The following is a 20528-nucleotide window of genomic DNA, read 5'->3' on the forward strand; positions in this document are numbered from 1 at the left end:
TAAATTGGAATAAATATGCTTACAGACATTAATCCCAAATTGCCGATGCGTAACAAAGCGATTACGCGAGATTACTATTTGAACGAATTGGGTTTTGAGGAATATGGCAGTGCTGATTTTGAGGGCTACCTTATGGTGCAAAAAGACAGTATTCAAATTCATTTTTTTGAATTTAAAGAACTTGATCCAAAAGAAAATTACGGACAAGTTTATATCAGAACGGACGATATTGACAAATTGTACCAATCATTATTGAAAAAAAAAACAAGTATCCATCCAAATGGACCTTTAGAGATCAAACCTTGGGGGCAAAAAGAATTTTCGGTACTTGATCCAGACAACAATCTGCTGACTTTCGGGCAGAGTATATACTAAATTATTTTGGCGAAAGCGTTTAACCTTTTAAAGATTCTAAGCTTTAGTTTTAATTTGTATATTTGATTTTTACAAATTCATTCGCAATGAAATTAAAATCAATAGACGAGTTTTACCAGGAAATCTCTGGAGACTCTGTTACAGATCCGAGCACATTATTGCCAAAAGGTATCCAAAAAGAAATTGGTCATTTCAATGTTTTTAGTATCAAAGAACTTTATGAAAGGCTAAAGGATAAGTCATTTATGACTTATGACCGGAGAGCGTATTATAAAATAAGCTTGATACGAGGAAAAAACAGAGCTGAATATGCAGATAAAATAATTGACATTGAAAAGAATGCTCTTTTATTTGCTACGCCCAAAATCCCATATCATTATGTACCACAAGACACGCAGCAATCTGGAAATTTTTGTGTTTTTACGAGCGAGTTTTTAACAAAAGATAAAAGCGGAATTGTACTTGACGAGCTTCCTATTTTTAAATCAGATGGCGATCCTGTTTTTGAGCTTTCTGATGAGGATGCAATAGAAATTGATTTGATATTCAAAAAGATACATAAAGAAATCAATTCTGATTATGTGTATAAATACGATTTGATTCGGAATTATGTGGCGGAGTTAATACACTTTGGACAGAAACTACAACCTGTAACTGCCTTATATTCAAAACACAATTCGGCAGCCAGAGTTTCTTCCTTATTTGTGGAATTACTCGAAAGACAATTCCCGATAGAGTCGCCTCGTCAACGGTTGGAATTGAAATCTGCCAAAGATTTTGCCGCTCGATTGTCCATTCATGTCAATCATTTGAATAAAGTTTTAAAAGAGAATACAGGTAAAACGACTACTGAGTTAATCAGTGACCGATTAATACATGAAGCCAAGATTCTTTTAAAAGAAACCGATTGGAATATTTCGGAAATCGCGTATTCACTCGGTTTTGAAGAGTTGGCACATTTTTCTAATTTTTTCAAAAAACAAACAACGTTGACACCTATCGCTTTTCGAGTATAAAGAGATTAATTTGAATTTTGCAAACTCTGGATTGATATTTACAATTGGCAAGCTTTATATCGGAATTAATTTTGTGGTATTAATTTAAAACAATAATAAACATGGAGATCAAGAACAATAAAATAGCATTAGTCACCGGAGGAAGCCGCGGATTAGGAAAAGATATGGCTTTGAATCTTGCCAAAAAAGGGCTTGATGTAATCCTAACGTACAACAGTAAAAAAGACGAAGCGGATGATGTTGTATCCGAAATCGAAAAACTGGGACAAAAAGCAGTAGCCATTCAATTGAATGTTGCTGATATGAGTAGTTTTGATTTGTTTTTTCAAAATGTTTCAAATGCTTTAAAAAGTACTTTCGGTGCTGATAAAATTGATTTTTTAATCAATAATGCGGGCGTTGGTCTTCACGAAAGTTTTGCGACAACTACTACAGCTCAATTTGATGATTTGGTTAATATTCAATTCAAAGGACCCTTTTTTCTGACTCAAAAAGCTTTAGAGGTAATGAATGATGGAGGTGGAATTGTAAATATTTCGTCAGGGTTGACCCGTTTTTCATTTCCGGGATATTCAACTTATGCGAGTATGAAAGGAGCGATGGAAACCTTGACTAAATACCAAGCGAAAGAATTGGGCGAAAGAAAAATCAGAGTTAATATAGTGGCTCCGGGTGCTATAGAAACCGATTTTGGTGGCGGTGCAGTTCGGGATAACGAACAGTTAAACCAATTGATTGCTTCGTTAACGGCTTTAGGAAGAGTAGGTTTGCCCGATGATATTGGAAGCGTTGTGGCCTTTTTGTGTACAGACGATGCTAAATGGGTAAATGGACAACGCTTAGAAGTTTCGGGAGGAACGAATTTGTAGTTTTTAAATTGCCTTTTTAGATGTAAAAAAAATTAAATTTTTATAATAAAAACGCAATTCAATATGATTAAAAAAAAGCTTCCAGTCTAGAATAGTCTGGAAGCTTTTTAATTATAATGAAGTTTTTTATTAATTTTTTAGATCCTTAATTACTTTGAAAGCCACATCCACTTGTTCTTCGCTCACTAATATGGTGAACTCATTAGAAGTCGAAATTACTTCATTGATGATAATTCCTTCCCAAGCCAAACGTTGAAAAATGAAATAGTAAATCCCAGGAACGACAATATTTTCTTTAGGTAATTTTACCGTAATCGAAGCTAGATTGTCTAGTTTTTGAATCAATTTCTCATTGGCAAAATGCTTGTCAACTAAGTGATTGATGCTATTGCTTACCACAATATTAGTTTCATTTACTCCTCTGGAAGAAGTGTAAAAAATATCCGGAAAAGCATTGATGTCAGTAATTAAGTCAGCTTGCTTGTTTAATACGGTTTCTGATGCAGCATAAGTATAATCAGTCAAAGCAGAGCGAACGGTGATTTCCCCAATATTTTTAATGACTTTGTTGATCTTATGATTTAACCTGAAGTCTAATTCTTCTGTTAATCTTTTTAAAGCCATTACAACAGCGCCTTGTTTTACTTCTTTCCCAAATTCACTTTCTAATTCGGTCATTATATTTCTGGATAATGACGTTAAATTAATAATTCCAAGTGATAATGCATTCAACAAGAAAGGCTTTGTTTTGATGTAATTTTCTACAATAGAAGAAACAGTTTTCATAATTTCTAAGTTTTTTTAGTTAGTTAGATTTGTAAGTTTAGTTAGGTTGTGTGTTAAAAACATGGCAAATGTAAATAAAAAAACAATTTGTTACAAATATAACAATAAAAAAATCAATTAAAAATGAAAAAAAGCATCGATAAGGTGCTCAATTACAAAAGATTTACCTTCTTTATGGATCGCTATTATGTCAAAACGGACATCAATATCTAAATTTCTTTCGTTTACAAATGCGTCAACGGCTTTCACAAGAAGTTGGATTTTTTTTGGTTTTACAAAATCTTGTGGCAAACCAAATTCCAGAGAGGAACGTGTTTTGACTTCGATCACAGCAAGTATATTTTCTTTTTGGGCGAGAATATCTATTTCGGCTTTTTGAAACGTCCAATTGGTTTCTAAAATAGTGTAGCCGTCTTTCCTTAGAAATTCGACCGCCATTTCTTCTCCAAGTTTCCCTAGTTCGTTGTGTTCCGCCATTGAAAAATTTTGTTTTAAGTTTAAGGTTTCAAGTTTTTAAACTTCTGCAATCAAAAATAAAATTGCCTTTATTCAAAAACCAGCGTACTGCATTTTTCATTGACATTGATAGTCACAGTGTTTCCTAAAATTAAGGCTCTATTGTCTTGAATATGACCAGCAGGAAAATTATATAAGATAGGAATATTGTATGTTTTGGTAACATCCTCGATAATTTCTATGGCGTTTTTCCCCCATGGAATATCATTATCCTTCATTTTTGTCATGGAACCCACAACAATTCCTTTGATGCTTTCCAGACAACCATTTCGTTTTAAATTCATCATCATGCGGTCAATATGATACAAATATTCATCTAAATCTTCTATAAACAAGATTTTATTAGAACAATCAATCGCGGATGGTGAACCAAATAAGCTGTATAGAATGGATAAATTTCCACCCACTAATTCTCCGGTAGCTTTTCCGGGTCTGTTCATTAAGAAAGTATCTATTTCGTAAGACAGTTTTTCGCCAAATAAAGCAATTCGCATGGTCTCGATAGCCTCTGGAGTAGCTCTAGGAGCGGTTATCGGCATGATTCCGTGAATGGATTTGTAACCCATTGTATTCAAATGATTGTGCAAAACGGTCACATCACTGAATCCAACAATCCATTTCGGATTTTTCTCGAACGCAGTAAAATCCAATAAATCAATCATTCGCACGGTTCCATATCCGCCTTTTACGCACCAAATGGCTTTTATATTTGGATTGTCCAGTTGCTGCTGAAAATCGGCAGCGCGTTGTTCGTCAGTTCCGGCTAATTGATCGTTGTCTAAACCTATGGTGCTGCCAATGACAACTTCCAGTCCCCAACTGTGCAACAAGTCGATAGCGGGTTTCAGGTTGTCATCTATATTTTTTCTGGCTGTTGCCAAAATTGCTACGGTATCTCCTTTTTGTAAACTTGGTGGTGTAATCATTTTGTATTGGGCTTGACTGTTGAAAGATTGTAAAACAAAAATAAGGAATAGAAATTTATATAAAACAGGATGGCGTAGTGTAAAAGTAAATCGGTTTGCATTCATGTTTTATTGTTTTTCTAAAATATTTGAAATCCTGGAGTCTTTGTAAGACAAAAACAAAGATAGACAATTAGAAAATAATTTTAAGTTCACGCTCAAATGACTATTTTTACAATAACCAGATTCAAAAAAGGAATCTAATCAACGACTGGTAATAAATGATACTTATGAGAATTACGCACTGGATTCCTATTCTTTTTTTATTTTTTCCAATAGTAAAATCTACTGCACAACAGAAAAAATATGTCATTCATACCGTTGCGTTTTATAATTTCGAAAACCTTTTTGACACCATAAATGATCCAGATACTTTTGATGAAGAATGGACGCCAACAGGTTTGCAACGCTGGACATTTGATAAATACGAAAAGAAATTGGGGAATTTAGCCCGCGTTTTATCTGAAATTGGTTCAGCTGAAAATACCGATTCACCCACATTTATTGGCGGTTGTGAAATAGAAAATAGAGGCGTTTTAGAAGATTTAGTCAAGCAACCCAAATTAATCGAGAAAGACTACGGCATCATCCATTTTGATTCGCCTGACAAAAGAGGAATTGATGTGGCGCTGTTGTATCAAAAAAAGAAATTTCAACCCACGAGTTACAGCAATATTCCGTTATACATTTATAAAGAAAGCGGAAATACGAATGAAAGTTCCAAAGCCAGTTTCGAAGAAAAAACAGATGATGAATTGCAAATAAGCACCAAAAATTATCGGGTTTATACACGAGATCAATTGTTGGTAACCGGATTTTTGGACGGCGAAGAAATCAATATTATTGTCAATCATTGGCCATCTCGTTCTGGCGGAGAGAAAAAATCAAGTCCGTTTCGGGAAGCCGCCGGAGCATTAAACCGAAAAATAATAGACTCTTTGCAACGCATAAATCCAAATGCAAAAGTGATTACTTTGGGCGATTTAAATGACGGTCCGTATAATAAAAGTGTCAAAATTGGGCTTGGCGCCAAAGCCAAAAAGGCAGAAGTACTTCCTTTTGGGATTTACAATCCATTCGAAGAAATGGCCAAAAAAGGATTTGGAACCATCGCATTTCGGGATGCATGGGATGTTTTTGACCAAATAATTGTTTCCGAAACCTTATTACAATCGGATTATTCGAGCTTTCGATATTGGAAAGCAGGAATTTATAATAAGTCATTTTTGATACAAACCAGCGGACAATATAAAGGGTATCCGTTGCGACATTCTAACACCGAAATAGGGTTTAGCGACCATTTTCCAGTGTATATTTATTTGATTAAGGAAAAAAAATAACGATTTATTATTTCATAACTTTACATTTAAAATAAAAATCATGGCAATTGCAAAACCTTTCAACCTCAATAAATGGATTGACGAAAACCGTCATCTGCTCAAACCGCCTGTTGGCAATAGAAACTTATACAGGGAATCCGGTGATTATATCGTTATGATTGTTGCGGGTCCAAACGCCCGAAAAGACTATCATTACAATGAAACCGAAGAGTTGTTTTACCAACTTGAAGGCTCCATCAAAGTTATTATTCAAGAAGATGGCGAGCGTAAGGAAATGGAATTGCATGCCGGTGATATGTACCTTCATCCTGCTAAAATTCCCCATTCTCCTGTGCGTTCCGAAGGTTCTATAGGACTTGTCATCGAACGAAAAAGAGTTGGAAAAGGATATACAGATGGTTTATTGTGGTTTTGCGATAATTGCAATCATAAACTGCACGAAGTCTATTTTGAACTGCATAATATTGAGAAAGATTTCTTGCCTCATTTTGAACATTTCTATAATTCAGAACATTTGAGAACCTGCGAAAAATGTGGAACCATTATGGAAACCGACCCTAGATTTATTGCAAAAAAATAATTTAATGCTGAATTTATTTCAGTATCAGGAGCTAATCCCGCTATACGTTCTATCTTTTGTGGTCTCGTAAAAAAAACGAGACACAAAAGGATGCCACTTCTATCGGGGCTAAAAAGCGTAAAATATAAAGTAGCAATGTTTAGTTTTTCACGTTAAATCAATATATTTGTAAAAAAATATAACAATTTTTAATAAAAAAGTTACAATGATAACAATAGCAGATCAATTCGGAATCAAAGAAGCCCTTAAGCAATTAGGGATTGAGGAGATAAATGAAGGAACATCAACTGGAGCAGCTAATTTTGCCAACGGAAAAATCATCGAAAGTTATTCGCCAGCAGATGGGACTTTAATTGGAAAAGTAAAAACGTCTTCTAAAGAAGATTATGAAAAAGCGATGCAACAAGCTTCTGAAGCGTTTTTAGAATGGCGTATGGTTCCAGCTCCTAAAAGAGGTGATATCGTTCGTCAGATGGGAGATGAATTAAGAAAATTCAAAGAGCCTCTTGGAAAATTGGTTTCTTATGAAATGGGGAAAAGTCTTCAAGAAGGATATGGTGAAGTGCAGGAAATGATTGATATCTGTGATTTTGCGGTGGGTTTATCCCGTCAATTGTACGGATTAACCATGCACTCTGAAAGGCCTTTGCACAGAATGTATGAGCAATACCATCCAATAGGAACAGTTGGAATCATTTCGGCGTTTAACTTTCCGGTAGCAGTTTGGAGTTGGAACGCAATGATTGCTTGGGTTTGTGGTGATGTTGCGATTTGGAAACCAAGTTCAAAAGTACCTTTATGTGGAGTGGCTTGTCAAAATATTATTAAAACAGTTTTAAAAAGAAATAACGTTCCCGAAGGCGTTAGTTGTTTAGTAACAGGAAACGAATCAGGAGATTTAATCAATAATGACAAAAGAATTTCGTTGGTTTCTTTTACAGGATCAACTAGAATAGGACGTCACGTATCAAAAACCGTAGCAGAACGTTTTGGAAATACCATACTTGAATTAGGAGGAAACAATGCGATTATCGTTTCGGAACATGCTGATATCAGTATGGTATTGGTTGGAGCCGTTTTTGGAGCGGTAGGAACAGCAGGACAACGTTGCACATCGACCAGACGTTTAATCATTCACGAAAGTGTGTATGACAAAACCATCAGCGTATTGAAAAACGCGTATGGTCAATTGCAAATTGGAAATCCATTAGACGAAAATAATCACGTTGGGCCGCTTATCGATAAAGGAGCTGTTCAGGATTATTTGGATGCGATTGAAAGTGCCAAAAAAGAAGGTGGAAAAATCATCGTTGAAGGCGGATTGGTTGAAGGCGAAGGATATGAAAGTGGTTGTTATGTAAGACCATGTATCATTGAAGCTGAGAATCATTTTGACATCGTTCAAACAGAAACTTTTGCCCCTATTTTATATGTAATGAAATACAGCACAATTGAAGAAGCGATTGCATTGCAAAACGGGGTTCCACAAGGACTTTCTTCTTCTATTTTTACAAACAGCATGAGAGAAATGGAATTGTTCCTTTCGCAATCGGGTTCTGATTGTGGAATTGCCAACGTAAATATTGGTACTTCCGGAGCAGAAATTGGTGGTGCTTTTGGTGGTGAAAAAGAAACCGGTGGCGGACGTGAATCTGGTTCTGATGCTTGGAAAGCTTATATGAGAAGACAAACCAATACCATCAATTACGGAACCCAATTGCCATTGGCACAAGGAATCAAATTTGATTTGTAGTAATTAGATAACAATAAATTTATATTTAAACGCTTTGTCTTATTTAGATAAAGCGTTTTTTTATAAATTAGACAAAAAAACTATTAATGGCCAATTTAGGAGCAACATTTACAGATATTTCAGGTTGGCATAAAAATGTTCATTATAGTACTGGAGGTACTCGAAGTAAATATATTGCTTTGCACCCCGACACAAATGAAGAGTATTTTTTTAAAGGATCAAAAGAAACACCTCAAGGAGAAATTCGCTATCCAACAGAATTTTGGTCTGAAATTATTTCTTCTAAAATTGGTCAATTTTTAGGTTTTCCAATGTTAGATTATAACATTGCTTATGATAGTAAACACAAACAAAAAATCGGATGTCTTTCAAAATCCATGGTTTTTGGTGCTAAAAATAAATTGACAGAAGGAAAAACTTATTTAACGGGATTTAATGCCCAATATAATCCAGATATAGATAAAAAGGACTATACTTTTCAATTTATTTGTAATGCTTTAAAAAGTTTTTCTTTAGATGAATATATCAAAAATATTGTAGAAATTATTGTCTTCGATAGTATCATTGGAAATTCAGATAGGCACCAAGAGAATTGGGGTATAATAACAAGACATAAAATAATACATGAAAAAAAACTTGAAAAAGAAATTATTTCTAAAGTAGAAGAGCGAAGTTTCTATAGAAAAATAAGAAGATTAACTCGAAAGTTTTTTACTGATGAAAATATCAAATCTGAAAGTGTAATAAATAACCCAAATTTTATTGTAAAATTCGAAGTTAAGCATCAATTAGCCCCAATTTATGATAGCGGTTGTTGTCTTGGAAGAGAACATTTAGATGATAGAGTTATAAAAATGCTTGACGATTCTCAAATGATAGAAGCATATGTAAGAAAAGGTGAATCTGAGATTCATTGGGAAGGGAATGCTAAAAAAAGAAAGCATTTTGAACTTATAGAACTGTTGTTAGAACACTACCCAACTGAAACGAAAAGGTTTATTGGTAGAGTTAATGAGAAATATAACTCCGATGCAATAAAAGAGATAATTGAGAATATTGATATAAATATTCCAACGTATTTAATTAACTTTAAATTATCGGAAACTAGAAAACAATTGATGTTTAAATTGGTAACTTTGCGCATTGAAAAATTAATCCAATATTTATGAAAGCAATAGGAAACATACACCTTATCTGGAGACCAGGTAAAGGCAGTAGAAGAATTTCTGTTGGTACTATTAAAAAAAGTGCCTCGGAAGGAATTCGCTTTCAATATAATCAGGATGGAGTTGAAGAAGCCAAGAAGTTAGGTTTTGTACATTATGAAGGTTTTCCAGATACAAGTAAAGATAAAATTTATACGGAAAATGTAATTGAAATTTTTGGTCAAAGATTAATGCGCAGTGAGAGACCTGATTTACATGATTTTTATGATTTTTGGAATATTGATTTAAGTAAAAGAGAAGATAAATATTATATGTTAGCTTTTACCCAAGGACTATTGCCGACAGATAATTTTGAGTTTTTGGCTCATTTTAACCCTGTAGAAAATTTATCCTTTGTTACTGAAATAACTAATTTATTAGAAAGTCAAATACCTTCAGACAAAGTTTCTATTGGAGATGATTTAAGATATGAATTAGAACCGAATAATCAATACGATAATAAAGCTGTAAAAATCTTCAAAGAAGATTTATATCTTGGACGTATTAAACTAATTCACTGTAGTGTATTCCATAAAACAAGTAAGCAGTTTGCTTTAATTGTTCAAGGAACTGAAAAAAATGGCGTATTAAAACGAATTTTTGTTAAAGCAAGTCTTTGATCTATATTATCATCAACTATACTACAAGTTTGCAATTGGCACAAGGAATAAGATTTGATTTGTAGAACAAATTATAATAAACTAAAAAGGCAATTTGAATATTTCAAATTGCCTTTTTTTATTAAAAATTGCTTCGTTAACTTTGTGAATAATGTTTCTACAAATTGAAAGAAGCGCCAATATTAAACGTAAATTGATTGTTCAATTTATCAAAACCTACAGCATCTGTTTTATAACTGGCTATAGGAATTCCAGCTTCGGAGAAAATACCAAAACCTTCCGTAAAGAAATAACGGAATCCTAAATGTGCACCAAAATTTCTTAAACCTAAATCCAATCCTGGGTAAACATCCATTTTTGGATCAAATTGAAAAACATTTCCCAAGTTTGCATTGAATCGTCCTTTAATATCCACTCTGTCTCCAAAATCAGGTTTGTTTCCTAAATCATCATTAGAAACGGATAACAAATAAGAAGTCACAAATCCGAATGACATGTTTTCTCCAACTCCAAAATCAGAAGAAACACGAATTCCAGATCCTCCGTTTTGAAAGTTACCTCCAACATCAAATTTAACATCTCCTTTTCCTTTGAAAGCTTGTGCATTGATCAAACCAACTGTCAATAGCAATACTAATGTAGTAATCTTTTTCATACTTTTAATTTTTTAAGTGGGTGCAAAACTAGCTCAATAAAATCTAATTTCTTCCCTTTTCGTCAAAATACAATCGGGTCAAAGGTTCGCTTTGCCAGAATTCTTTGGTATCAACATCCATAATCGTTAATGGTCCTTTGAAAGCTGCGCCGGTATCCACATTCCAAACATTTGCTTTTTGTATCGGGGTTGTTTCGCCTATTCGGGTTACAGGCGTATGACCAATATAAATTTCGTTGTATAATGTAAAGCGTTTTGGGTAGAAAATATCATCAGTTTTCATAGTCTTGTCCAATGCCAAAGCCGTTTCCCATAAGGTTCTATCCCAATAGAAAAGCCCTGGAAAATATTCAAAATCAACACCATTCATATTGGTAAAACCAGCATGAACAAATAGACGAAGTTGCTCGTCCAGATAAAAATTTTCTAATGATTTCAAGAATTCGATATGTTTTTGCTTCGTTTCTGCCTTAACGGATTCGTAGGCCAAAACAGTCGCTTCTCCGCCATGTTTGTACCACAACAGATTGTCTTTACTTTCGTCAAGCCATTCCAGCAATAAGTCATCATGATTCCCGCGAATGCAAACACAGTTCTGTTTGGTTTTTAAATCAATTATAAAATCGAGTACCTGAGGAGATTGGCTCCAGCCATCAACATAATCTCCCAGAAAAATCAAGGTGTCGTTTTTAGTAACGTTGGCTCTCTCCATAATTTGGTGTAATGCTCGCAAACCACCGTGGATATCGCCTATAACAAGTGTTCTCATGTACTGAATGTTCTTTATTAGTGTAAAAACAGCCAGAAAGACAGTGCTATTTTCAAGTCATAAAAATAAGTAAAAGACTGATGAAGTATGCTACTTTAACTTATTTTTTTAAATAAATTAAAAGGAACGGTATTTTAAAGATTGTAATTTTTGTGAAAATTAGGATAGGAATTTCTTTGGAATTCGGTTTTAATCAGGTAGAAAATATCACTGTTTTTGGTGATGGTTTTTTTTATTTTTTAAGATTAGCTTTACAAAAAAATAAATCTCTCGAAAATGAGTGCACTTCTAGCGTTATCGTTACTTTTGGCTAAAATGATCTGTCAGGTTTTAAAAGAATTGTTGGCTTTGTTTTAGAATTATAAATCGATACTTTCTTTTCAAAATTATTTTTTCAATCAGATAAATGCTTAAAATCCATATGAAAATATATTTGCAAATACTGTTTTGTTTCTTTTTGTTAAGTTGTAATTCTAATAAAAACGCCACAATTACCAAGGTCAATAATCTAGAATTTGAGGTCAAAACAGATAGTGCCAGTTGGTTGGACAGTTCCAGAAACAGATTAATTCCGGTTGCGTTTTATTCCCCAATTGTAAACGATAAAATCAGAAATCAACAATTGGTAATCATCAGTCATGGATATGGAGAAAATAAACCGGGCGCAAACAAATCGTATTCATACTTAACAAAAAAATTAGCGTCCAAAGGTTATTTTGTAATAAGTATTCAGCATGAATTACCAACCGATGATTTATTGCCTTTGACAGGAATTCCTCAAGTGGTACGACGATCAAATTGGGAAAGAGGAGCAGAGAATATTCTATTTGTTCTCAATGAATTAAAAAAAATAAAACCAGAATTAGATTTCAATCATGTAAACCTAATTGGACATTCTAATGGAGGTGATATGGCAGTTTTGTTTGCTCATAAATACCCAAACACAGTTGATAAAATAATTTCGTTAGACAATCGCAGAATGGAATTGCCTAGAACTTCCCAGCCTAAAATTTACTCGCTTCGTTCCAATGATCAGCCTGCTGATGAGGGAGTTTTGCCTACTGTTGAAGCGCAGAAAAAGTTCGGGATAAAAATCATTAAACTCCCGAATACCATCCACAATGACATGAATGACAGAGGAAATAAAAGACAAAAAAGAGAAATTAACACCTATGTATTGGGTTTTCTTAGCGAATGAAATCTATAAAATAATTGTAGTTACTGCACATCATATTTCATCTTTCTCAAAATCCGTAACGCTTCTTTAAATGATAAATATACTTGGTTGAAAGGTTTTAAAAGCACTTTGGCATCAATCAATTTTTGTTTGGCTTCTTCAAAACCGTTGAGGTAACAAATCATAAAAGTGGAAGGTAAATTCTCTAAATCTTTGTGTTCTCGCTCGGATAACGAAAGTCCTTTTTGGAGTTTTTTTAACAAAGCAATATTGGCATTGTAAATATGAAACAACATTTTTTTATTGAATTCCGGTGGCTGAAAAAGTATCTCTCTTTCTATTTTATAATAACCATTATCATGAAAATGAATTGTTTGTTTTTCTAAAGGATAATAGCTTGTTTTGTCATTTAAGCCCAAAGGAACATATTCAATAATGGTAAAAGTATCTTCATCGAAAGTGATTTCGACCACATCCTGAGCCGAATAAAAAAGCTTAATTTGTTCGTTGATCAATTCAATGTCGACACGTGATAAATAGGTTTTATCACGGGATTTTTTAGCAATTCCTGCCCAGCAAATCACAAATAATTCTTTGAATACTTTATACTTTGGCGCCATATCCTTGTGGCGAAAATTCATGAAATCAATCACGCCATCGAGTGTGTATTCAATGCTGTTTCGGGAGTTGTTTTCGATGCCAATTACGGTTTCCGTGTTCTGATAATTCTTTTCGATTTCGCCTTCAATGGGCATTGTGTTGCTGCCTCGCCGAATAAAAATACTGTTGGCAGGAATCGTGTGAATTCCTTTTTTGAAATGGGAAGTTTTGCTTTTTGGCTTGACTGTTACCAGTCCGATAACTTTATCTTTTGGCAAATTTGGAAATGGCACATTTTCGTACTGAATTTTCGGAGGATTTTCCAGATAGGCATTCACTAAATTCTGAATCCGGCTGTCGTCAAAAAAGTCATCCCCAACAATAGTATTATCTTGATCTTCAACACCCACGACGATATAGGAATTGTTTGTAGGATTCGAATTGGAGAGCGCGCAAATGTGTTTGAGAAACTTTGCTTTTCCTTCCCGTGTATGCAAATTCAACTGACGCTTTTTGTCATAAAAACTGCTCTCATCATTGTGAGCGAGCAGGTTCTTGATAAGAATGCGTTTGTTGATCATCGGTATTGATTATTATTTATTTCTATTTTTTATTGTTGTTAAGGCTTATTTATTAATCATATTTTGATGCTTTTCTATCAGAGCTTTTTAATAAACCACCGCTAATTCGCAGATTTTCTAATTAATATAAAAATCTGCGAATTAGCGGTTGATTTTTTTACCCGTTAAATTTCTTATTTCTAATAGAATTATAATTCGCCATATTCGAAGGTTTTATTAACAATAATCAATCTCTTTTTAAAATAGTAGCAGCGGCTTGTGCTGTTGGTAATACCATCAAATCGGCAATATTTACATGATACGGTCTGGAAACTACAAAGTGAATAATATCAGCTATATCTTCTGGATGTAATGGCTCAAAACCTTTGTAAACATTGGCGGCTCTGTCTGCATCACCTTTAAAACGCACTTCGCTAAATTCTGTTTCTACTGCACCGGGATGAATAGCACCCACCCGAATTCCATAAGGGTTCAAATCCATTCGCATGGCATGGTTCAAGGCGTCAACGGCATGTTTGGAGGCACAATAGACGTTTCCGTTTGGATAGACTTCTTTTCCGGCAATGGAACCAATGTTGATAATATGACCTGATTTTCGTTCAATCATTTGCGGAATTATGGCTTTTGAAACATATAAAAGCCCTTTGACATTGATGTCAATCATGGCGTCCCAATCGTCTAAATCCCCGTTTTGAATGGGGTCTAAACCATGCGCATTTCCGGCATTATTAATCAAAACATCGATTGTAGAAAAAGCTTCCGGTATGGAATTGATACTTTTAAAAACCGCTTTTTTATCCCGAACATCAAAGGACAAAGTGTGTACTTCCGTAAGTGCTGAAAGCTCTTTTTCAAGAGCGATTAACCGGTCTTCACGGCGTCCGCAAAGAATAATTTTATAATTGTTTTTAGCTAATATTTGTGCTGTTGCTTTACCAATTCCGCTGGTTGCTCCAGTCACTAAGGCTGTTTTAGTCATGAGTTTTTTTTCTATTTTAGATTCTAAAGTTGCTGTACTGAACACTAATTCTAGGCTACATTATTTCCCATGCTTGCTGCCCAAATAGCAAACCAATCTTCTTTGTCTAATTCTAAATCGACAGCTTTCATAAGCGATTGGATTCGGGCCACGTTTACTGTTCCGGCAATTGGAATTACTTGTGCGGGATGTTTTAAAATCCAGGAAAGCAAAATCGTATCAGAACCCAAATGGTATTTTGAAACTAAGGTCGCCAGTAATTTTTTTAAACGTCTGGTTTGTGGATTGTCTTCTCTAAAAACGGATCCCAGCGGATTCCAAGACATCGGACGAATGGTATTGGCTTGCATATAATCAAAACTTCCGTCGACCATAGGTTCGAAACTCGTTGCCGAAAATTGCACTTGATTGTACAAAACTTCTGTTTTTTGGCGAATCAATTCGGTTTGTGTGGAAGTAAAATTAGAAAGACCAAAATCTTTAATTTTTCCTTCTGATTTTAATTTCAAAACTGCTTCGGCAATTTCATCTGCCTGCATTAATGGGCTGGGTCTGTGTAGTAAAAGAACATCCAGATAATCAGTGTGTAGATTTTTTAAGGAGTTTTCAACAGACCAGATAATATAATCTTTGGAATATTCATAATGTTTTATGGTGTTGATGCGATTTTCCGTCACCATTTGGATGCCACATTTGGATATTAATTGCATTTTTTCTCTAGCAATTTTACTCGAAGCAAAGGCTTTTCCAAAATCAGATTCGGTGGTATAATCACCATATATATCGGCATGATCGAATGTAGTAATTTTGTTTTCCAAGCATACATTAATCATGTTTTCCATTTCTTTGGTATTGAGATTTTTATCCCAAATTCCCCAATTCATGACACCTGCTACAATAGGTGATAATTTTGTTTTATTCATGGTTTTTATTTTTTATTGAAATTCATAATTCTGCTATTTCAAAGTATATTTTTCAAAGTTCTTAAAAATATAAAAATTGTATCATAATTCGTCCTTAAATTTAGGGCTTTTGTCGAAGTTTTAACCATTTTTTAACATCTTACTTCTAAAAAAAAATTCAATTTGCACCATCAAAACGAAGGCATTAAATTCAAGGTTTTAAAAATAATAAAATGGAAGAAAATACAGCGACTTTAGACATCAGAGCAATCAATGAAAAAATAGAAAGAGAGAGTGCTTTTATAGACCTTCTCACAATGGAAATGAACAAGGTTATCGTAGGTCAAAAGCACATGGTGGAGCGTTTGTTAATTGGACTTTTGGGTCAGGGACATATTTTATTGGAAGGAGTTCCCGGATTAGCAAAAACATTAGCGATAAATACTCTTTCGCAAGCGGTACACGGATCTTTCAGCAGAATACAATTTACACCGGATTTATTGCCAGCCGATGTTGTGGGAACTATGATCTACAACATTAAGTCAAATGAATTCTCGATAAAAAAAGGACCGATTTTCGCTAATTTTGTCCTTGCTGATGAGATTAACCGTGCGCCAGCCAAAGTACAATCGGCATTGTTAGAAGCGATGCAGGAAAAGCAAGTTACTATTGGCGACACCACTTTCAAGTTAGACCGACCATTCTTGGTTTTGGCCACTCAAAATCCAATTGAACAAGAAGGAACATATCAATTACCTGAAGCTCAAGTCGATCGTTTCATGTTGAAAACGGTTATTGATTACCCAAAAATGGAAGACGAGCGTTTAGTGATTCGTCAAAACCTAAAAGGAAGTTATGAAAAAGTAAATCCTGTGGTTTCAGTAGAACAAATTTTACGCGCTCAAGAAGCAGTTCGTGAAGTTTACATGGATGAAAAAATAGAAAAATACATACTTGATATCATTTTTGCCACGCGTTATCCAGAAAAATATAAATTGGCTGATTTGAAACCATTAATCAGTTTTGGAGCGTCGCCACGTGGAAGTATCAATTTGGCGAATGCCGCAAAATGCTACGCTTTTATCAAACGTCGTGGCTATGTAATTCCAGAAGATGTTCGTGCTGTAGTTCATGATGTGTTGCGTCACAGAATTGGAGTTACCTACGAAGCCGAAGCTGAGAATATTACTTCAGTAGATATCATTAACAAAATCGTAAACGAAGTAGAAGTACCCTAAAAGTGAATAGTAATAAGTGAATAGTAATTAGCCTTGGTTGGTTACTATTCACTATTCACTAATTACTAATTACTAAAGAAATGGATACAAAAGACCTCTTAAAAAAAGTACGAAAAATAGAAATCAAAACCCGAAGATTGAGCGATCACATCTTTTCGGGAGAGTATCATACGTCTTTCAAAGGACGTGGAATGACATTCAGCGAAGTGCGTCAATACCAGTACGGAGATGATATTCGTGCGATTGATTGGAATGTAACCGCACGGTACAACGAAGCGCACGTAAAAGTTTTTGAGGAAGAACGCGAATTGACCATGATGTTAATGGTTGATATTTCGGGTTCAGAAAGTTTTGGTTCGAAAAACCAATTCAAAAAAGACATTGTTACGGAGATTGCCGCAACAATGGCTTTTTCAGCAACTCAAAACAATGATAAAATAGGTTTGATTTTGTTTTCAGATGAAATCGAATTGTACATTCCGCCAAAAAAAGGAAGATCACACGTACTGCGAATCATTCGAGAATTAATAGAATTTCAGCCGAAAAGCCGTAAAACAGATATTGCTCAAGCCTTGAAATTTTTATCGGGAACCCAAAAAAAGAAAGCAATTGTATTTGTGATTTCTGATTTCATGTCGGAAGATTACGAGCAAACATTAAAAATAGCATCTAAGAAACATGATATAACGGGTATTCGCGTGTACGACATTCGAGAAGAAAAAATGCCGGATTTAGGTATGGTTTCTATGCTTGATGCCGAAACCGGAGCAATCGAATTGATAAATACCGGTTCAAAAGCAGTGCGAATGAATTATGAAAAACAGTACCATGATAAAGTCAACTATTTTAAAGAAACATTCAGTAAATCAGGTTCAGGTGTTGTAAACACTAGAGTTGACGAAAGTTATGTGACGAAATTATTAAGTTATTTCAAATCGAGATAAGGGTTCAATAATAAAAGATGAAAAAACAATTATACCTACTACTATTGCTGCTTTCAACTGCGGTTTTTGCACAACAAAAGCAAGTGGTTACAAGTATTGACACGATTAAAAATAAAATTGGTGCCGAATTTAAACTGTCCATAAAAACTACTGTTGATACTTCGTCTAAAGTGATTTTTCCAAAACTAAAAAACTTTGGTGCTTTAGAGGTGATTCAGTCGTATCCTATTGATACTGTCAAAATGGATGGCCGTTATGAGTTAATCAAAAAATATGGCTTAACCCAATTTGATTCTGGTAGATATGTTATTCCGAGTATCAAGATTTTTATAGACAGCAAACCGTTTATGACGGATTCGCTTTTGGTTGAAGTAGCGAATGTTCAAGTGGATACTTTGAAACAAAAAATGTTCGACATTAAGGACATTGCTCAAGCAGATAACCCGATAGGCGACTGGTGGAAATACCTGTTGATTTTGGCTTTGATTATTGGTATTGGGGCTTTCATTTATTGGTTTATTAAAAAGCGCCAAGAAAAGAAACTACAGGAAGAAATTTATAAAACGCCAATCGAGAAAGCAACCAGTTTGCTGGATACTTTAGAGAGAAAAGAACTTTGGCAAAAAGGAGAAGTCAAAGCCTATTATAGTGAATTGACGGATATTGCTAGAAATTATATTGAAGAAGCGATAGAAATTCCAGCAATGGAAAGTACCACATCGGAATTGATTGAAGGACTTAGAGCGGCTTCTGTCAAAAAGAAAATGACGCTTTCGCAGGAAATTATCGAAAATCTGGAGCGTGTTTTGAAACAAGCCGATTTAGTGAAATTTGCTAAGTCAAAACCATTGGATTTTGAAATTACCGAAGACCGAAATAAGATTCAAAAAGCAATTCTGACATTAGACAATTCTATTCCTGTGGAAGTACCAGTTGAGGAAGATGTGTTGTTGAATGAAGCGCAAAGACAAAAACAGATACAAATTCAATTGCGAAAGCAAAGGAATAAACGTATTGTGACTGCCGTAGCATCCGTTGTGTTTTTATTGGCAGCGACCACTACTTTTTTCATTGTAACCAAAGGATTTAGTTATGTAAAAGACAATATTATTGGTCATCCTACCAAAGAATTATTAGAAGGCGAATGGGTGAAAAGTGATTACGGAAATCCTGGAATTATTATAGAAACACCAAAAGTGCTTAAGAGAGTAGATTTGACAAAAACACTTCCTAAAGACGGAATGGCTTTGATCAAAGAAATGCAGTCTTTTGCGTATGGAAGTGCTTTAGATCCTTTCTATCTGATGGTTTCTACTTTAAAATTCAAACAAGAAACACAAATAGATTTGGCTAAATCAATGGATGGTATATTGCAATCAATGGAAGTTCAAGGCGCTCAAAATATGATTGTGAAGCAAGAAGAGTTTGAAACTAAAGAAGGCGTTAAAGGAATTAAAGCGTATGGTACTTTTTCGCAAATTAATGGTGACAATAAGTCAAGTGCAAAAATGTATTATGAAGCATTACTGTTTAGTCAAGAAGGTGGATTACAACAGATTTTACTTTTTCATGAAGAAGGTGATGCCTATGCAAATGAAATATCAGAACGAGTTTTGAACTCTGTCGAATTAAAACAAGCAAGTAAATAATGACTAAAGTAACTTTTTTAAACCCAGAGTTTTTTTGGTTGTTTCTTCTGATTCCAGTAGCGATTGTATGGTTGTTACGGAAAAAGAACCATCAATCAGCAACATTAAAAATAAGTTCGTTACAAGGATTTAAAGGTTCTAATTCCTATTTGACAAAGCTAAAGCCAATGTTGAATGTGCTTAGGATATTGGCGCTTAGTTCCTTAATTGTGGCCATGGCAAGACCAAGAACTGTTGATGTAAGTAATAAAACAAAAACTACGAAAGGAATTGATATTGTTATGGCAATAGACGTTTCAGGAAGTATGCTTGCCAAAGATTTGAAACCAAATAGAATGGAAGCACTGAAAAGAGTAGCCGCTGATTTTGTTGATGAAAGACCAAACGATAGGATTGGGCTTGTGGTATATGCCTCGGAAGCATATACAAAAACACCGGTGACCAGCGATAAAGCGGTTATTCTGGATGCCATCAGAAGCATAAAATATGATACTGTTTTACAAGATGGAACAGGAATTGGTATGGGATTGGCTACCGCTGTAAACCGATTAAAAGACAGTAAGGCGAAAAGCAAAGTAATTATTCTTTTGACAGATGGGGTTAATAATGCCGGATTCATCGAGCCGGAAACCGCATCAGATATTGCCAAACAATACGGAATTAAAGTGTACACTGTAGGAATTGGTACAAACGGAATGGCAATGTTTCCTTATGCGGTAGCGCCAAATGGGCAATTTTTATTCCAAATGATGAAAGTGGAAATTGATGAGCAATTGATGAAGAGCATTGCTAAAAAGACAGATGGAAAATATTTTAGAGCAACGAGCAACAGCAAATTAGCAGAGATTTACTCCTCAATCAATAAATTAGAAACCACCGAAATTGAAGAATTAAAATTTTATGATTATGATGAAAAATTCAGACCGTTTATATGGTTTACCGGTTTTTTATTGTTGCTAGAATTAGGATTGCGAAATACAGTTTTTAAAAGCTTTATATAATATTTAAA

Annotated in this window: 21 protein-coding genes; 13 read left to right on the top strand and 8 right to left on the bottom strand. The window is 34.5% G+C overall.

What is annotated here, in order from left to right; translation table 11 throughout:
• Positions 1–15 precede the first annotated feature (15 nt).
• The 3 genes from QLS97_RS02785 to QLS97_RS02795 all read left to right on the top strand — a co-directional run bounded on the left by QLS97_RS02785 (position 16) and on the right by QLS97_RS02795 (position 2260).
• The gene (locus tag QLS97_RS02785) at positions 16–375 is read left to right on the top strand and encodes a bleomycin resistance protein (protein ID WP_282714150.1); all 360 of its coding nucleotides are present in this window, start codon (positions 16–18) and stop codon (positions 373–375) included.
• An 86-nt stretch (positions 376–461) separates the two neighbouring features.
• The gene (locus QLS97_RS02790) at positions 462–1391 is read left to right on the top strand and encodes a helix-turn-helix domain-containing protein (RefSeq protein ID WP_282714151.1); all 930 of its coding nucleotides are present in this window, start codon (positions 462–464) and stop codon (positions 1389–1391) included.
• Positions 1392–1492: 101 nt separating this feature from the next.
• Positions 1493–2260 carry an SDR family NAD(P)-dependent oxidoreductase gene (locus QLS97_RS02795; protein WP_282714152.1) on the top strand — a complete coding sequence of 256 codons (768 nt, stop codon included), beginning with the start codon at positions 1493–1495 and terminating at the stop codon, positions 2258–2260.
• A gap of 129 nt (positions 2261–2389) precedes the next feature.
• Here QLS97_RS02795 and QLS97_RS02800 read toward each other — a convergent pair whose 3' ends face one another.
• The 3 genes from QLS97_RS02800 to QLS97_RS02810 form a co-directional block, all read right to left on the bottom strand.
• On the bottom strand, positions 2390–3046 hold the full coding sequence (locus QLS97_RS02800; RefSeq protein ID WP_099714067.1) for an aspartate kinase: 657 nt from the start codon (positions 3044–3046) through the stop codon (positions 2390–2392).
• A gap of 117 nt (positions 3047–3163) precedes the next feature.
• Positions 3164–3523, bottom strand: a complete 360-nt coding sequence (locus QLS97_RS02805) for a YraN family protein (protein ID WP_282714153.1) — start codon at positions 3521–3523, stop codon at positions 3164–3166.
• 68 nt (positions 3524–3591) lie between these two features.
• Positions 3592–4488: a S66 peptidase family protein gene (locus QLS97_RS02810; RefSeq protein WP_282715529.1), complete on the bottom strand. Its 897-nt coding sequence runs from the start codon at positions 4486–4488 to the stop codon at positions 3592–3594.
• Between the two features lie 269 nt (positions 4489–4757).
• Between QLS97_RS02810 and QLS97_RS02815 the strand changes: the two genes are divergently transcribed.
• The 5 genes from QLS97_RS02815 (at position 4758) to QLS97_RS02835 (ending at position 10025) form a co-directional block, all read left to right on the top strand.
• A complete protein-coding gene (locus QLS97_RS02815) occupies positions 4758–5867 on the top strand; it encodes an endonuclease/exonuclease/phosphatase family protein (protein ID WP_282714154.1) in 1110 nt (369 codons plus the stop codon).
• A 40-nt stretch (positions 5868–5907) separates the two neighbouring features.
• Positions 5908–6447 (top strand): 3-hydroxyanthranilate 3,4-dioxygenase, encoded by a 540-nt coding sequence (locus QLS97_RS02820; protein ID WP_282714155.1) that lies wholly within the window; start codon positions 5908–5910, stop codon positions 6445–6447.
• A gap of 205 nt (positions 6448–6652) precedes the next feature.
• On the top strand, positions 6653–8200 hold the full coding sequence (amaB, locus tag QLS97_RS02825) for an L-piperidine-6-carboxylate dehydrogenase (protein ID WP_282714156.1): 1548 nt from the start codon (positions 6653–6655) through the stop codon (positions 8198–8200).
• An 86-nt stretch (positions 8201–8286) separates the two neighbouring features.
• A complete protein-coding gene (locus QLS97_RS02830) occupies positions 8287–9369 on the top strand; it encodes a HipA domain-containing protein (RefSeq protein WP_282714157.1) in 1083 nt (360 codons plus the stop codon).
• Entirely contained in the window at positions 9366–10025 is a 660-nt protein-coding gene (locus tag QLS97_RS02835) for a hypothetical protein (protein ID WP_282714158.1), read from the top strand. The genes QLS97_RS02830 and QLS97_RS02835 overlap by 4 nt, the downstream gene beginning before the upstream one ends.
• 157 nt (positions 10026–10182) lie before the next feature.
• Here the strand turns inward: QLS97_RS02835 and QLS97_RS02840 are convergent, their stop codons facing one another.
• Together QLS97_RS02840 and QLS97_RS02845 are read right to left on the bottom strand one after the other, a co-directional pair.
• Complete coding sequence (locus tag QLS97_RS02840) at positions 10183–10680, bottom strand: DUF6646 family protein (protein ID WP_282714159.1); 498 nt, start codon at positions 10678–10680, stop codon at positions 10183–10185.
• A 43-nt stretch (positions 10681–10723) separates the two neighbouring features.
• The gene (locus QLS97_RS02845; protein WP_282714160.1) at positions 10724–11449 is read right to left on the bottom strand and encodes a metallophosphoesterase family protein; all 726 of its coding nucleotides are present in this window, start codon (positions 11447–11449) and stop codon (positions 10724–10726) included.
• Positions 11450–11870: 421 nt separating this feature from the next.
• Here QLS97_RS02845 and QLS97_RS02850 point away from each other — a divergent pair, with 421 nt between their 5' ends.
• Entirely contained in the window at positions 11871–12647 is a 777-nt protein-coding gene (locus tag QLS97_RS02850; RefSeq protein WP_282714161.1) for an alpha/beta fold hydrolase, read from the top strand.
• A 20-nt stretch (positions 12648–12667) separates the two neighbouring features.
• Here QLS97_RS02850 and QLS97_RS02855 read toward each other — a convergent pair whose 3' ends face one another.
• The 3 genes from QLS97_RS02855 to QLS97_RS02865 form a co-directional block, all read right to left on the bottom strand.
• Entirely contained in the window at positions 12668–13807 is a 1140-nt protein-coding gene (locus tag QLS97_RS02855) for an ATP-binding protein (RefSeq protein ID WP_282714162.1), read from the bottom strand.
• Positions 13808–14033: 226 nt separating this feature from the next.
• Positions 14034–14786 carry an SDR family NAD(P)-dependent oxidoreductase gene (locus QLS97_RS02860; RefSeq protein ID WP_282714163.1) on the bottom strand — a complete coding sequence of 251 codons (753 nt, stop codon included), beginning with the start codon at positions 14784–14786 and terminating at the stop codon, positions 14034–14036.
• A 50-nt stretch (positions 14787–14836) separates the two neighbouring features.
• Positions 14837–15709 (bottom strand): aldo/keto reductase, encoded by an 873-nt coding sequence (locus QLS97_RS02865; protein WP_282714164.1) that lies wholly within the window; start codon positions 15707–15709, stop codon positions 14837–14839.
• A 212-nt stretch (positions 15710–15921) separates the two neighbouring features.
• On the opposite strand from QLS97_RS02865, the gene QLS97_RS02870 reads away from it, so the two are divergent.
• The 4 genes from QLS97_RS02870 (at position 15922) to QLS97_RS02885 (ending at position 20520) form a co-directional block, all read left to right on the top strand.
• Entirely contained in the window at positions 15922–16926 is a 1005-nt protein-coding gene (locus tag QLS97_RS02870) for an AAA family ATPase (RefSeq protein WP_282714165.1), read from the top strand.
• Positions 16927–17006: 80 nt separating this feature from the next.
• The gene (locus QLS97_RS02875; RefSeq protein WP_099714078.1) at positions 17007–17870 is read left to right on the top strand and encodes a DUF58 domain-containing protein; all 864 of its coding nucleotides are present in this window, start codon (positions 17007–17009) and stop codon (positions 17868–17870) included.
• 17 nt (positions 17871–17887) lie between these two features.
• Positions 17888–19519: a hypothetical protein gene (locus QLS97_RS02880; RefSeq protein WP_282714166.1), complete on the top strand. Its 1632-nt coding sequence runs from the start codon at positions 17888–17890 to the stop codon at positions 19517–19519.
• Complete coding sequence (locus QLS97_RS02885; protein WP_282714167.1) at positions 19519–20520, top strand: vWA domain-containing protein; 1002 nt, start codon at positions 19519–19521, stop codon at positions 20518–20520. Before QLS97_RS02880 ends, QLS97_RS02885 begins: the two co-directional genes overlap by 1 nt.
• The last annotated feature ends 8 nt before the right edge of the window (positions 20521–20528 follow it).

It is taken from the genome of Flavobacterium yafengii (genome assembly GCF_030010375.1).
Lineage (GTDB): Bacteria > Bacteroidota > Bacteroidia > Flavobacteriales > Flavobacteriaceae > Flavobacterium > Flavobacterium yafengii.

What these genes read in the sequence shown, in the direction of transcription:
- QLS97_RS02785 (WP_282714150.1), top strand. Translation starts at nt 16, where the DNA reads ATGCTTACAGACATTAATCCCAAATTGCCGATGCGTAACAAAGCGATT.
- QLS97_RS02790 (WP_282714151.1), top strand. Translation starts at nt 462, where the DNA reads ATGAAATTAAAATCAATAGACGAGTTTTACCAGGAAATCTCTGGAGAC.
- QLS97_RS02795 (WP_282714152.1), top strand. Translation starts at nt 1,493, where the DNA reads ATGGAGATCAAGAACAATAAAATAGCATTAGTCACCGGAGGAAGCCGC.
- QLS97_RS02800 (WP_099714067.1), bottom strand. Translation starts at nt 3,046, where the DNA reads ATGAAAACTGTTTCTTCTATTGTAGAAAATTACATCAAAACAAAGCCT.
- QLS97_RS02805 (WP_282714153.1), bottom strand. Translation starts at nt 3,523, where the DNA reads ATGGCGGAACACAACGAACTAGGGAAACTTGGAGAAGAAATGGCGGTC.
- QLS97_RS02810 (WP_282715529.1), bottom strand. Translation starts at nt 4,488, where the DNA reads ATGATTACACCACCAAGTTTACAAAAAGGAGATACCGTAGCAATTTTG.
- QLS97_RS02815 (WP_282714154.1), top strand. Translation starts at nt 4,758, where the DNA reads ATGAGAATTACGCACTGGATTCCTATTCTTTTTTTATTTTTTCCAATA.
- QLS97_RS02820 (WP_282714155.1), top strand. Translation starts at nt 5,908, where the DNA reads ATGGCAATTGCAAAACCTTTCAACCTCAATAAATGGATTGACGAAAAC.
- amaB (WP_282714156.1), top strand. Translation starts at nt 6,653, where the DNA reads ATGATAACAATAGCAGATCAATTCGGAATCAAAGAAGCCCTTAAGCAA.
- QLS97_RS02830 (WP_282714157.1), top strand. Translation starts at nt 8,287, where the DNA reads ATGGCCAATTTAGGAGCAACATTTACAGATATTTCAGGTTGGCATAAA.
- QLS97_RS02835 (WP_282714158.1), top strand. Translation starts at nt 9,366, where the DNA reads ATGAAAGCAATAGGAAACATACACCTTATCTGGAGACCAGGTAAAGGC.
- QLS97_RS02840 (WP_282714159.1), bottom strand. Translation starts at nt 10,680, where the DNA reads ATGAAAAAGATTACTACATTAGTATTGCTATTGACAGTTGGTTTGATC.
- QLS97_RS02845 (WP_282714160.1), bottom strand. Translation starts at nt 11,449, where the DNA reads ATGAGAACACTTGTTATAGGCGATATCCACGGTGGTTTGCGAGCATTA.
- QLS97_RS02850 (WP_282714161.1), top strand. Translation starts at nt 11,871, where the DNA reads ATGAAAATATATTTGCAAATACTGTTTTGTTTCTTTTTGTTAAGTTGT.
- QLS97_RS02855 (WP_282714162.1), bottom strand. Translation starts at nt 13,807, where the DNA reads ATGATCAACAAACGCATTCTTATCAAGAACCTGCTCGCTCACAATGAT.
- QLS97_RS02860 (WP_282714163.1), bottom strand. Translation starts at nt 14,786, where the DNA reads ATGACTAAAACAGCCTTAGTGACTGGAGCAACCAGCGGAATTGGTAAA.
- QLS97_RS02865 (WP_282714164.1), bottom strand. Translation starts at nt 15,709, where the DNA reads ATGAATAAAACAAAATTATCACCTATTGTAGCAGGTGTCATGAATTGG.
- QLS97_RS02870 (WP_282714165.1), top strand. Translation starts at nt 15,922, where the DNA reads ATGGAAGAAAATACAGCGACTTTAGACATCAGAGCAATCAATGAAAAA.
- QLS97_RS02875 (WP_099714078.1), top strand. Translation starts at nt 17,007, where the DNA reads ATGGATACAAAAGACCTCTTAAAAAAAGTACGAAAAATAGAAATCAAA.
- QLS97_RS02880 (WP_282714166.1), top strand. Translation starts at nt 17,888, where the DNA reads ATGAAAAAACAATTATACCTACTACTATTGCTGCTTTCAACTGCGGTT.
- QLS97_RS02885 (WP_282714167.1), top strand. Translation starts at nt 19,519, where the DNA reads ATGACTAAAGTAACTTTTTTAAACCCAGAGTTTTTTTGGTTGTTTCTT.